General features: G+C 54.9%; 11 protein-coding genes and 1 pseudogene. 4 read left to right on the forward strand and 8 right to left on the reverse strand.

Annotated features, from left to right (window positions below; genetic code table 11):
* Positions 1 to 118: 118 nt before the first annotated feature.
* From EKM91_RS13110 to EKM91_RS13130, 5 genes are all read right to left on the reverse strand, one after another.
* The gene (locus EKM91_RS13110) at positions 119 to 880 is read right to left on the reverse strand and encodes an ABC transporter permease (RefSeq protein WP_125754348.1); all 762 of its coding nucleotides are present in this window, start codon (positions 878 to 880) and stop codon (positions 119 to 121) included.
* Positions 873 to 1,523, reverse strand: a complete 651-nt coding sequence (locus EKM91_RS13115; RefSeq protein ID WP_125754349.1) for an ABC transporter ATP-binding protein — start codon at positions 1,521 to 1,523, stop codon at positions 873 to 875. Before EKM91_RS13115 ends, EKM91_RS13110 begins: the two co-directional genes overlap by 8 nt.
* 128 nt (positions 1,524 to 1,651) lie before the next feature.
* Entirely contained in the window at positions 1,652 to 3,442 is a 1,791-nt protein-coding gene (locus EKM91_RS13120; RefSeq protein WP_125754350.1) for an ABC transporter ATP-binding protein, read from the reverse strand.
* Positions 3,429 to 5,150 carry an ABC transporter ATP-binding protein gene (locus EKM91_RS13125; protein ID WP_125754351.1) on the reverse strand — a complete coding sequence of 574 codons (1,722 nt, stop codon included), beginning with the start codon at positions 5,148 to 5,150 and terminating at the stop codon, positions 3,429 to 3,431. Before EKM91_RS13125 ends, EKM91_RS13120 begins: the two co-directional genes overlap by 14 nt.
* A gap of 148 nt (positions 5,151 to 5,298) precedes the next feature.
* A complete protein-coding gene (locus EKM91_RS13130; RefSeq protein ID WP_125754352.1) occupies positions 5,299 to 6,405 on the reverse strand; it encodes an NADH-dependent flavin oxidoreductase in 1,107 nt (368 codons plus the stop codon).
* 242 nt (positions 6,406 to 6,647) lie between these two features.
* Here EKM91_RS13130 and EKM91_RS13135 point away from each other — a divergent pair, with 242 nt between their 5' ends.
* Positions 6,648 to 7,193 carry a mucin-binding protein gene (locus EKM91_RS13135; RefSeq protein ID WP_125754353.1) on the forward strand — a complete coding sequence of 182 codons (546 nt, stop codon included), beginning with the start codon at positions 6,648 to 6,650 and terminating at the stop codon, positions 7,191 to 7,193.
* 51 nt (positions 7,194 to 7,244) lie between these two features.
* On the opposite strand, the pseudogene EKM91_RS14135 reads toward EKM91_RS13135, so the two are convergent.
* From EKM91_RS14135 to EKM91_RS13145, 3 genes and pseudogenes are all read right to left on the reverse strand, one after another.
* Positions 7,245 to 7,456 (reverse strand): annotated as a pseudogene (locus EKM91_RS14135) (aspartate--ammonia ligase); the annotation flags it as partial.
* 187 nt (positions 7,457 to 7,643) lie between these two features.
* Positions 7,644 to 8,792 (reverse strand): acyltransferase family protein, encoded by a 1,149-nt coding sequence (locus tag EKM91_RS13140; protein ID WP_125754354.1) that lies wholly within the window; start codon positions 8,790 to 8,792, stop codon positions 7,644 to 7,646.
* Between the two features lie 104 nt (positions 8,793 to 8,896).
* On the reverse strand, positions 8,897 to 9,772 hold the full coding sequence (locus EKM91_RS13145; protein WP_125754355.1) for a LysR family transcriptional regulator: 876 nt from the start codon (positions 9,770 to 9,772) through the stop codon (positions 8,897 to 8,899).
* Positions 9,773 to 9,894: 122 nt separating this feature from the next.
* Between EKM91_RS13145 and EKM91_RS13150 the strand changes: the two genes are divergently transcribed.
* The 3 genes from EKM91_RS13150 (at position 9,895) to EKM91_RS13160 (ending at position 12,953) form a co-directional block, all read left to right on the forward strand.
* Positions 9,895 to 10,809: an ACP S-malonyltransferase gene (locus tag EKM91_RS13150; protein ID WP_125754356.1), complete on the forward strand. Its 915-nt coding sequence runs from the start codon at positions 9,895 to 9,897 to the stop codon at positions 10,807 to 10,809.
* Entirely contained in the window at positions 10,809 to 12,452 is a 1,644-nt protein-coding gene (mdcA, locus tag EKM91_RS13155; protein ID WP_125754357.1) for a malonate decarboxylase subunit alpha, read from the forward strand. The genes EKM91_RS13150 and mdcA overlap by 1 nt, the downstream gene beginning before the upstream one ends.
* Before the next feature lie 261 nt (positions 12,453 to 12,713).
* The gene (locus EKM91_RS13160; RefSeq protein WP_125754358.1) at positions 12,714 to 12,953 is read left to right on the forward strand and encodes a malonate decarboxylase acyl carrier protein; all 240 of its coding nucleotides are present in this window, start codon (positions 12,714 to 12,716) and stop codon (positions 12,951 to 12,953) included.
* Positions 12,954 to 13,022 lie beyond the last annotated feature (69 nt).

Consider the following 13,022-nt stretch of genomic DNA (forward strand, 5'->3'; position numbering starts at 1 on the left):
TCGTCGAGCTGCGCAAGCCAACGGGGTCGCGGGTAAGTCATCCCGGTCACGCCGCGTGCCGCGACGCACCCAGGCTGCCTTACCCACACCCCTAAACCCGGCTTGCTCCGCTCTGGGTTTAGCGAAGCTGCATGTCGGAGTTGTAGAACTGCGGATAAGCCAGGTAGCAGGCGATGACGCTGCCGACGCTGGTGGCGGCTAGGAGCATGAAGGTGACCATGATCTGGTACATGATCGCTTTAGTCGGGTCGACGCCGGCAAAGATCAACCCGGACATCATTCCTGGCAAACTAACTAAGCCGACAGTTTTGGCCGAGTCGATGGTTGGCGCCATGCCGGAGTGGATCGCGGTGCGCACTAAGGTGATCGACGTTTGCTTGAGATCTGCGCCTAAGGCCAGCCGTTCCAGCACCGCTTGGCGTTGGTCGTGGAAGCTGGTGTTCAAGCTGCGGTAGCATAAACCGGTGGCGACCATGGTGTTGCTGGCGATCATCCCCGAGATCGGCACGACTTGACTAGGCGTGAAGCGGATCGCCTTGGCTAATACCAGCAAGACTAACGTCGCGCCAGTGGCGGTGAAAACGGCCAGCAAGCTGATCTCAAAGGCATGCGGAATGCCGTTGGCGCGCCCGCGGGCATTCCAAGCGGCGTTAAAAATGATGATCGCCACCATCAACAGGGTCAACCAAACGCGGTCGACTTTGATGATGTAGGTCAACACGTAACCCACCACCGTCAATTGGATCACGGCGCGAATGACGCCGGTGATCAAGTCTTTTTCCAAGCCGATATGTTCTTTGAAGTTGATCGCTAAGGCGATCACGACCAGCAAAACAGCAAATAACAGCGCGGTCGGGCTGACGATCAAATTATTAGTCATGTTGTGCCTCCATTGTGCCATTGACCAGATGGATCAAGCGGTGTGCGGCTTGGATCTCGCCTTCATCATGGGTAACGGCGATGATGGTGATGCCTTGTGCATTGAGTTTGGTGATCAAGGCATGGATGATGTTTTTGGTGTCGAGGTCCAAGCCCGTGGTGATTTCATCCAGCAACAAGACTTTTGGCGTGAACAGCAAGTTGCGGATCAACGCCACGCGCTGTTTTTCACCACCAGAAAGGCTCGTGATCGGCTTTTCCAGCATCGTTGGGGCCAAGGCCACATCGGCTAAGGCTGATGTGGCTTGCGCATCATCAAAAGCTTGTTTGCGGATCTCAAAAGGAAACCGCAAATTGTCAGCGACAGTTTCGCCAAATAAGCTCGGCTGCTGGAAACAATAGGAAACCTCGCGGCGATAATCGATCTTATCATAGCTGGCTTGCGGCTGCCCAGCATAGGTAATGGTGCCGCTGGTGGGCGTCAATAACGTCGCCAATAGGCGCAAGAGGGTACTTTTGCCAGAGCCAGACGGCCCAGCCAAGGTGAGATATTCCCCTGGCGCGACGGTTAAATCAATGTCATGAAGGATGGTTTGGGCGTCTGCGACGTAACGGATGCCAGTCAGTTCAAATTGCGGTGTCATATGGGGCCTCCAAAAGGATAAATTAGAACTATTCTAGCATAAAACGGCTTCATTGATGGTGCTGAAGGGCGCAATTGACCGAAAAAAGCTGCCTGCCAAGAAGACGTGCTTCCGGGCAGGCAGCTTGATCAACTGCGCGTTTCAAATTGGCTATTATACAACCGTGCATAAAAGCCGTTTTGTGCCAGCAGGCTTTGATGCGTACCGGATTCGATCACTTGGCCATTGTCGATCACCAAGATCTGATCCGCCGCTTGGATGGTCGATAAGCGGTGCGCGATCACGAAACTGGTTTTGTCTTGCATCAGCTTTGCCATGGCGCTTTGCACCAGGCGTTCGGTGTTGGAGTCGATCGCCGCAGTCGCTTCGTCAAGCACTAAGATCGGCGCTTGGGTGATGAATGCGCGGGCGATGCTTAACAGCTGCCGCTGGCCTTGCGACAGGCTGTGGGCATTTTCACTTAGAATCGTGTCGTAGCCGTCTGGCAGCTGAGTAATGAAGGTGTGGGCATTGGCGGCTTTAGCAGCGGCAATGATGGCGGCGTCATCGGCAGTGGGGCGGCCGAGGCGAATGTTGTCGCGGATGCTCATGGTGAATAGGTAAGATTCTTGTTGGACCACGGTGATCAGCTTGCGCAAGTCGGCGCGCTTGATCGTGGTGACATCGATGCCATCCAGCAAGACCCGCCCAGCTTGTAACGGGTAGAGGTTGGTCAGCAAGTTCATGATCGTGGTTTTGCCCGCCCCAGTCGGCCCGACTAAAGCGATCACGTCGCCACTATGGGCAGTGAGGTTGATATCCGTCAAGATCGGGCGGGTATGATAAGCGAAGCTGACGTGGTCGAATTGCACATTGCCAGCGGTGTGCGTCAAAGCCCGGGCATTGGCGGCGTCTTGTTCTTGCGGTTCATCGATCAAAGCAAACACCCGCTGGGCAGAAACCAGTGACAGCTGCAAGGTATTGATCAAGTCCAACAAGTTGTTGATCGGGCCAGTAAAATTACGCAGATAGATCAAAAATGTGAAGATCACGCCCACGGTGATGTTGCCCCAATGCCCGAGGATCGACACGGCGCCGACTGCGGTGATCAAGACATACGCGACATTATTGGTCATGTTGTTGAACGGCCCAATGATGCTGGACAAAGCTTGGGCGCGAAAAGCCGCTTGGGTGTAGTCATGATTGGTTTGATCAAAATGCGTCATCGTCGCGTCAATATGATCAAACAATTGCACCACCAACTTGCCAGAGACTGACTCTTCGATTTGGGTATTTAAGCTGCCCAAAGCGCTTTGTTGCGTGGCAAAAGCCTGATGCGTCACCCGCGCGACACCGCGTGAAAACAAATACGTCGCCCCAGTAGCCAAAAGCGTAATGGCAAACAAGACCGGCGACAGCCACAACATCGCCGCGCCCATCCCCACAATGCTGATGATCCCGGTGAATAACTGGACGAAGGTCTGCATCAAAGCGGTGTTGATGTTGTCGACATCATTGGTCAAGCGGCTCATCACATCCCCGTTGTCATGCGTGTCAAAATAAGTCATGGGCAAGTGCTGCAAGTTGGCAAAGACATCATGCCGGATCTGGGTGCTGGTGGTTTGAGCGACTTTGATGATGATGCTGTTTTGAAAATAAACAAACACACTGGCGATGACGTATACCCCAGCCATGGCGGCGCACACCGCCAACAAGGTCTGCAGGCGGGCATGGGCGATGTAGCGGTCAATAACGATCCCGTTGATGCGCGTGCCGACAATGGTCACCACGGTGGTGACGATGGTGAGCAAGAAGACAATGAACAAGCGCTTTTGACTGTCAGCTAGATAATGCCACAGGCGCTTGACCGTGGGGCGCCAGTTGCCAACGGTGATTTTTTCGCGGTGAATGTTGCGGTGCGGGCGGTTATTCAGCTGCATAGCGCCCACCTCCTAACTGCGTTGCCACCAGTTGTTGATAAAATGGCGAGCGGGTCAATAATTCTTCATGGGTCCCTTGCGCGGTGATCTTGCCGGCGTCTAAAACGATGATCTGATCACACGCGATCACGTTGGTCACGCGCTGGGAAATGATGATCGTGGTTTGACCGTGCCGCGCTTGGGCTAAGCGCGATTTGATCTGGGCGTTGGTGGTTTGATCCACGGCGCTGGTGGCATCGTCTAAGATCACAATGGCATGGTCGGGGACAAAGGCCCGCGCCAGATTCAAGCGTTGGCGCTGTCCGCCGGAAAAATTCTTCCCGCGTTGTGCGACCGGTGCGTCAAAACGCTTTGGCAATGGCTCGATAAACTCATCGGCAACCGCAGTATGAGCAGCCGCACTTAATTGCGCGGCGCTGGCTTGCGGGTCGCCAAAGCGGAGATTTGAGGCGATGGTGCCTGAAAACAAAACCGAATCTTGCAATGCGACGCTGAGTTGTTGATGGACCATTGGCAAACTCAACTGCTGAATATCCACCCCGCCAATAGTGATCGTGCCGGTGTATTGATCAAATGACCGCGTCAATAAGTTGATCAAAGAGCTTTTGCCAGAACCCGTTGGGCCAACGATCCCGCAAGTGGTGCCGGCATCGATGTGCAAGTTGATGTTGGCTAAGATCGGCTCGGCGGCGTCATAGCCGAAGCTCACTTGGTGAAAATCGATGGCGGCGTCGACTGGCGGCATGCCGGTGGCGCTGACGGCAGGCGGATTTTCTGCTAAGACCGCTTGCACGCGAGCGGCGCTGGTGATGGCACGGGAGAAAGCGGTGATGATATTGACCGTTTGGATCATAGCGGTGGTGATTTGGATCATGTAATTGACAAACGCGATGATCTGCCCGGAACTGATGGTTTTGGCGATCGCTAAGCTGCCGCCATAACCTAAGGCGATCACTACCCCCAGGTTCAACAGCAACTGGATCACCGGCGCCAAAGTGACCGTGGCCAAAGCGGCTTTTTGACTGGTCATTTGCAAATGGGTGTTGTCGGCATTGAAGCTGGTGAGTTGGTGGTCTTCTAACACATAAGACTTGATGGTCTTGGCGCCTTGCAGGTTTTCGCGCATGCTGCGGTTGACCCGGTCGACGGCTTGTTGCATCGCCGTATATAACGGCAGCGACCGGCGCACGATCACCAGCAGATACACCACTAACAAAGGCATGATCACAAACAAGATCGGCGCTAAGTCCGGGCAGACGATCGTGGACATCACGATCCCGCCGATCAATAACAGCGGTGAGCGCACCAAGCCGCGCGTGACCATCATCACCAAGTTTTGCATTTGGGTGACGTCGTTGGTGATCCGCGTGATCAACGTCGCCGGGGCCAATCCGGCTGGATCACGGCTGGTCAAGGCGATCGTCAGCATTTCGCTGCGCAGCGCTTCGCCCATTTTCAACGACGCATAACTGCCTAAGGTGCCACAAGTCGCGCCGCACATCAGGCCTAACAACGCAAAGCCTAACATCAAGCTGGCATGCATCAGCACATAATGGCCATCCCCTTGAGCCAAGCCATGGTCAATGATCTGCGCCATTTGCGTGGGTTGTTGCAAATCACACAAGACTTCGCCGAGCATGATCGCAGGCGCCAGGAAAAAAGCGATGCGGGCTTTGCCATGGGTGTGGGTCATGATGATCGTAAACATCAGGTCACTTTCTTTCTATCCAGTCTCCACCAAAAAAGCGTCACTTCACCTAGGGCCTAGTAGGGACTAAGGATCCGTGACGCTTTCAACTAACATGATAGTAGCGCATGCCGGCAAGCGACGCAAGCAATCTGCTCACGCCTGAAGCTTATGGCTTGGTTGGCTTGCCGTAGCGCGCGGCGGCAAAATTGTATAATGGGGTGTTCAGCGGGGTAAACGCCACAGCTTCAGAAAATGGTGCCGCCATCAAGGCATCATCGGCCCCATTGGCGAGTTTGACGGCCCAAGTCGGGTCATACAGCAATTGCTGCCCGACTGCCACCAACTCGGCATCATTTAAGACATTGGTCACATCGGTGCGATCCCGCACGCCGCCGACGCCGATCAATGGCACTTGGCCTTGCAGTGCCGCATGCACAGATGCCAAGATCGAGCGGTCATGATGGGCCGAGTCTCTAGGCACGCGGTCGTAGTGGTCTAAGGACACATGCAGATAATCCAACCGGCTGGCGCGCAATTGGTCCAACAGCCATAAGGTATCATCAAAGCGGATGCCAGGTGTTTCGAACTCTTCTGGTGAAAAGCGATAGCCGACGACAAAAGGCCGCGTGGCATATTGATCGACTGCGGCAAACACACTTTGGAGCAATTCGGCGATGAAACGATAGCGCTTTTGGCGGGTGCCGCCATAGTCATCATCGCGGCGGTTGGAATGCGGGGAGAAGAATTGTTGGATCAAATAAGTATTGGCCCCGTGCAATTCCACGCCGTCAAAACCCGCTTGGATCGCGCGGCGCGTGGCGGCGCCAAAAGCTTGGATGGTGGCATGGATCTCTTCGACGGTCATCGCCCGCGGGGTTTCAGCGCCAGGCCGTACTGCGGCAACTGCAGAAGCAGACACGGGCTGTTCACCGCTTAAAGTGGCCCGATTCGTCATCCGCCCGGCATGGAAGATCTGCACGAAGGCTTTGGTGCCATGGGCTTGGATCGCTTTGGCTAAGGCACTCAGCTCGGGCAGCATTTGGTCATCGGCAATGGACAACTCACCGGGCCACCCTTTGCCGCCAGCTTGCACGTTAGCGGCGCCGGTGATGATCGCCCCCAGCCCTTGGGCACGATCGGCATAATATTGGATCTCATCACGGGTGACCGTCCCGTTATAAAAACTTTGTTGCGTGGTCATTGGCGACATCACCAACCGATTGGCAAGGGTGACGCCGGATCTGAAGGTAAGTGGGGATGTAAAGTTTGACATAGTGGCCTCCTAGCGGCTTAAGCATTGGATTTTGCCTTATTAAAGGTAAGTTACCTTCAGTATAGGGGGTTCACAGTCGATGTCAAATGCGGTTTTAATGGGCTTGGCAGCCGGCAAAAGCCGGGACCATCTATGCCAAAATGGCATAATAGCCTGCAGGGGGGACCACTTTTGACCCGGTTGAGGCGGTTTTAGGTATGCTAAGAGTAAGTCGTTAGCAGTTGCACAAAGGGGGTCCGAAGATGGAAAGACAAGTGATCAAACAGCATGGCTTTAAATTGGTGCCCAACAAACCGCATGGGGCAATAACTGAGCATGCCTTTGGGATCAGTTTTAAGGCGCAACCGCGCTCTTCAGCACGCCATTATCCCAAAACCGTGCAGGTGCGCCCAGATGGCCATGAAGCTGGGATCGCCATCGTGCCTTATGACCCGCACAGCCCGGTATACCCGCCTGGTGTGGCTAAGCGCGATCTCACCCGGCAAGTCACGCAAACGGTGCTTTACCAAGAGTTCTATTCCCGCCAACCCTTAAAAGCCCCGACGCATACGACATTAGCATTTACGCGCACGGCGCTGATCGATTATACCGCTGCTGTGCCAACAGTGACTTACCAGCCATGGCAAGCGCGCACAACGGCGTACTTTGCTGCTTTGCACGCACCAGCGATCCCAGGTTACATGGCAGTTTTTCACACGTTAGCGGCGGTGGCGGCGGCACCAGAAGACCCGGATTTTGTCGATGTCTTTTATTATGTACGGGCAAAAGACCTCGCAGCGATCCGCTAAGTGAAGGACCAAAAAAAGCCTAGGCCGATTGGCCTAGGCTTTTTTTTGGTGTTACAGCAAAATGTTGTCGGCTTCGCATTGATCGATCATTTCCTGCGGCCAAACCTGGCTTGCACTTCGTCTTCGTAAACCCGGCCTAACAGCATCATGCACAAGCGCGATTGGCCAATGCGGCCGCCGATGGCATAAGGGAGTGCTTTAGCCATGATCTGCTTATGGAAAGGCAAGAACAAGCGGTCTTCAGCACCAGCAGTCTTGAGTTGACGCGGACGCAGGCAAGCTTAACCAAAATCACAATGAAAAAAGGCTTCTCGGCGCTGAGAAACCTTACGGAAAACTGGCTTTGATCCGCGCTAATCCAACAGTTGCGTCAGGCGGGCTCGAAAAATCGGGGTCCAGAGTTTGAGGTAGCCCAGTTGCGTCGGGTGAGCGTTCGGATCCGTCTGCCCATCACTCAGCTAAATCATCATTTGTGGTCGGATCGACGGCTTTTATTTTAGAATTAAAAAGCATTGGTTTGACCCGGACCCACACGGCGTGCAGGCCGAATGCAGAAGCAAACGACAGGCTCCACGTCAGCACGTAGACGACCAGGATCCCGGCCCAGGTGTTGCTTGTCGCAAGGCTTTTGCCGAATGCCAGCCACAGGCACTGGGACCAAAACACATTGGAGAGATATGCTTTGTAAGCAAAATCGGCAAACTTGTGGACGAACTTGGTGAACGGGCGCTGGGCTTTGACCTGATACAGACACAACGCTGAGAACAAGCCGATCGCCGCGAGATCATAAAGGGTCATCGAAGGCTTGTAATACGGCGCGTTGCCGAGTTGAACCGGGAAGCCGTAGCTGAACAATTCGTGGTTGGTCCACCAGAAAGTCACGATGAAAACGATCGCGATCGCTGGCCACCAAGTCATGATGGCGCGGTTAAAGCGGTCGCGGTATTGCCAAGCAAGCATGCCAAAGATCCCGTAGATAAAGAAGCTGATGAACAACCGGTCAAACAGGTACCAGTCGCTTGCATGCGGCCCGTTAAAGACCTGGGTGTCATAAAACCATAGCCATAGTGCTGCGATAACGATCGCACCGCCGGCCGTCACCAACCCACGCTTGGCGTTGTGCCCACACCAGTGTCCGATCGCCCAAAATAACGGCATCAAGATGATGAATTGCAACATCATGGTGTTGTACCACAGGTGTGGGGCGGCGTTCCCATTGATAAAGTGCCACAAAAAAGAGCCCAGGTCATGATACTGATCGACCTGTTGCATCTGCGGCATCACGAGTAAATAGATGAGCGTCCACCAGATGGTCGGGACGAACAGCGCGTGCCACATGTTTTTCAAGTAGTGGCCATAGGTCAGTTCGCGGTTGGCGATAGTCGTTCGCGTCGTCGTGTAGAGAATGCCAAAAATAAAGGCTGGCGCGGTGTACTTGACGAGATCGTATAGGATCGCGATCCCAGTTTGCGCGCCGATGCTGGGGCCGGCCGCCAAGGCGTAACTCATGATCGGTTGCGACATGACGGCAGTACATGCGCCCAGTTTTAAATAGTCGCCGATATCGGCGGCTGGTTCGAGCGGTTTGGTCTCACTCATTAGGTTATCCCACCTTGTTTCGGATTTGTGAGAGGCGATCGGTGGGAGTCGTCGACGTCAGTGTAACGAGTTAATCGTGCGTTTGCAAGCAAAACTTGTCGGCGTCAGATGGTCAATGCGCGTGTCCGGGCGTCAACAAACAAGGCCACCAAGGCGTTGGCGACCTTGCGCGTGCGGACGTCTTCTTTGGCCTGGCCCTCGGTCAAGTAGATGGTGCGAAACGGCGGGTCAGGGGTGATTCGCGCGAGGTGAAGTTGTTTGCCTGTTGCCGCCCAAGTGACTGAAGGAATAAAACCGATCCCGATGCCGGCGGCCAGCATGGCACGGATGCTGTCGGGGTCGTCGGATTCGTATTGGTAATTCAGATCGATCCCGCGCGTCTCAAAGTATTGATCCAAGGTGTTTCGCAACGGCGTGTGGTAACCCAGCGACACGATCGGTTGGCCGGCAAGCTCGGCTGGATCGATAAACGGATGTGCCGTCAGCTTGGGGCCGGCGCTGCCGAGCAGGATCTCTTCATTGAGAAGCGGCACAGACCGCCTGTCGGGCCGCGGGATCCGGGTGGAGATGGTGAAATCAAATTCCCGGGTCTCGTTGACTGCGGTGATGCGCTGGGTCAACTGGATCGACGCGCTCGGGTAGATCTCATTGATCGTGCGGATAATGTCGGGGATCAAAGCTGACGCCACTTCGACCAGCAGGCGGATCGGGCGCTTGGTGGTCGTCGGTTTGGCGATGGCCTCGACGCCTTCTTCGATTTGGTCGAGACCAGATTCGACATAATTCAAAAACAACCGCCCGGCATCGTTGATCTGGATCCCGCGGCCGACGCGATCAAACAGCGGCACATCGAGTTCTTTTTCCAATTCTTGGATCATTTTGGTCATGGCCGGCTGGCTGATGTGGGCTTGGCGTGCGGCTTGGGTGATACTCCCGGTTTGCGCGGTATAGACGAAGCCTTGAAGCTGTGCGAGATTCATGAGCGTCCTCCGATTAATAACTAACGGTTATACCTATAAGATAAACTCATTATACACCGTTATTAATTTGGCTTACAGTAACCTTGTGAGAGCGATCGGATCATCAAGAGAGAAGGTCAATCATGAATTCATTATGGATTTTCCCCGGTCAAGGGGGGCAAAGTGCCGGCATGCTCAAACCGGTCGATGCCGCGTTGCGTCAGCATGTGGAGCACTTGCTGAACCTTAAGCTTTTGGATAGCGATGAGGGCTACCGAGATTCAGTCCAGCTCCAAGTCAGCATTGCCCTTCAACAAGTGGCGCAGGTCAACGCGATGCAAGCGGCAGGCCGCAAGCCACACCTGGTTGCTGGACACAGCCTCGGGGTGTTTGCGGCGGCGTATGCGATCGGCAGTTTGCAACAAGACGACTTGTTCCGCGTGGTCAAGCGGCGTGCAGAGCTGATGCAAGGGGCCTATCCTGATGGTTACGGCATGGGCGTCATCGTCGGCTTGACCCGCGCAGAAGTTGAAGCGCTGGTGGCACAAGTCAACGATCCGGCACACCCGGTGTTCGCGTCGAACCAAAACGCTGAAGATCAAACGGCCTTGTCCGGTGAACTGGTTGCGATCGATCGGGTCGTGGCCTTGGCCAAGCAGGCCGGGGCGGTCCTTGCCCGCCGGCTGAAAGTACCGGTACCGTCGCACTCGCCGTTGATGGCAGAAGTTGGCACCCGCTTAGCCGCCGTGCTGGCCGATGTTACGCTGGCCAAGCCAAACGGCATCTACCTGACGAACTACTCAGGCCGCGCCGTGCGGCAGGTGCCGCCGGTGCGAGAAGACCTGAGCAATAACCTGGTCCATCCGGTGTATTTTGAGGCGATGATGAGCGTCGCTTGCGATTACGCCCCGGACAGTATCGTGAACTTTTCACCCGGGCGGCCGTTTCGTAAGGTCTTAGGCCAGAAGTTCGGCGACCTGCACCAAATCAATTTGGATCAAATGAGCGTATCAGACGCCGTATTTTTGTTGAATAAATGGGAAAGAGGTACTTATTAATGAGCGAAGAACGTGATTGGACAACGCATCGCCAAGCCAAGGCGGCAAAGCTCTCAGCTGTGAGCAACAAGCTGTCCGGCAAGTTTGCCAAAACAAGCGATGCCAAGATCATCCTGGAAGGCTTGATCGCTTCCGGCGACAAGGTCGTGCTGGAAGGGGATAACCAAAAGCAGGCGTCATTTTTATCAAAAGCGCTGGCGTCGGTGGACCCCGGAAAAGTCCACGATCTGCACATGATCATGAGCAGCATTTCGCGGCCGGAACACTTGGATATTTTTGAAGACGGGATCGCCTCGAAGATGGACTTTTCTTTCGCCGGCCCGCAAAGCACGCGGGTATCACAGATGATCGCAGACGGCACCCTGCAAGTCGGGGACATTCACACCTATCTGGAACTGTACGCCCGGCTGTTTGTCGACTTGATCCCCAACGTGGTCTTGGTGGCCGCGGACAAAGTCGATAAAGACGGTAACTTGTACACCGGCTACAACACAGAAGAAACCCCCGTCATCGTCGAAGCCGCAGCCTTCCACGACGGGATCGTCATCGTGCAGGCTAACGAAGTCGTCGACAAGCTGCCGCGGGTCGATATTCCGGCCGACTGGATCGATGTCATCATTCCAGCCGACGAACCTTACCAGCTTGAACCGCTGTTTACCCGCGACCCTCAGAACATCACCGAGCTACAGATCCTGATGGGGATGATGGCGATTCGTGGGATCTATGAAAAACACAACGTTCAGTCCGTCAACCACGGGGTCGGTTTCAACACCGCCGCCATCGAATTATTGTTGCCGACATACGGCCAACAGCTGGGACTGAAAGGCAAGATCGTGCCTAACTGGGAAGTGAACCCGACCCCGACGCTGATCCCGGCGATCGAATCCGGCTGGGTCCAGTCGATCCATTCATTTGGTGGCGAAGTCGGCATGGAACAATACATCGCCGCGCGGCCTGACGTTTTTTTCGTCGGCAAAGACGGCACCATGCGCTCTAACCGTGCGTTCGGTCAGGTTGCTGGCCAATACGCGCTGGATATGTTTGTCGGCTCCACGCTTCAAATCGATCAGTATGGCAACTCCTCGACCGTCACCAACGGTCGGCTGTCTGGCTTCGGGGGCGCGCCTAACATGGGTTCTAACCCAAGCGGCCGGCGTCATTCCACGCCAGCATGGCAGAGCCTGCGCGCTGATGACGATCCGCTGGGCAAAGGCCAAAAGCTGGTCGTGCAGATGGTTGAAACTTTTGGGTCAAACAAGCGCCCGGTCTTTGTCGATTCTCTTGATGCCGTGGAAGTGCGCAAAGAAGCCAAGCTGCAAAACGTGCCGATCATGATCTATTCCGAAGACACGACCCACATCGTCACCGAAGAAGGGATCGCTTATCTGTACAAAACTGATTCCATGGCCGAACGCCAAGCCGCGATCGAAGCCATCGCCGGCGTCACCCCAGTGGGCTTGCGGTCGAATCCGGCCGTGGTCAAGGACCTGCGCGAGCGCGGCATCGTGGCCTTTCCCGAAGACCTCGGCGTCCATCGCAACCAGGCGACCCGCTCGCTGCTTGCGGCCCGGAACATGGAAGACCTGGTCAATTGGTCTAAGGGTTTGTACAACCCACCGGCAAAGTTCAGAAGCTGGAGCTAAGGCGGCGCAACAGTCTATCTTGGTTGTGTGACGAGCTCGCCGGCAAAGAACACCGGCAATGACTTGCGCTAGGCTAGTCGACGGGCTAAGTTCACCGCGTTTTGCAGCCTTATCTAGTTGCGCTCCGAGCTCGCAACGGAGGCGCATCTAGCTACGCCTAACGCCTCGCCGGCAAAGAACACCGGCAAAGCGTTAGGCTAGGCTAGCTGGCCTCCTAAAAGCGCGAGCTCTCCGCAGCCTTATCATGAAAGGAGTCCCATCGTGGAAGAATTACATTTCAAATATCAAGCGACCCAACCGATCGCCCATCCCGTTCATATCGGGGTGGTCGCTTCCGGTGACCTCGAAGTGATCATGAAGCCGACCGATCACAAGGAATCAGAACTGAACATTGTGACCGGCAGCGACGGCTTCAAAGTCGTTTGGCAAAACGTCTTGAACCGTTTTTTTGACCGGTACCCGTTACTGGCAGAATTTCAGATCAACGATTTTGGGGTCTAGAATTTTTGGTGTTGGTAGTAATCAACACTGGAGATGCTAGACCCTTTTTAGATAACAAAAAGACACCTG

Origin of the sequence: Lacticaseibacillus baoqingensis, assembly GCF_003946165.1 — a bacterium.
Lineage (GTDB): Bacteria > Bacillota > Bacilli > Lactobacillales > Lactobacillaceae > Lacticaseibacillus > Lacticaseibacillus baoqingensis.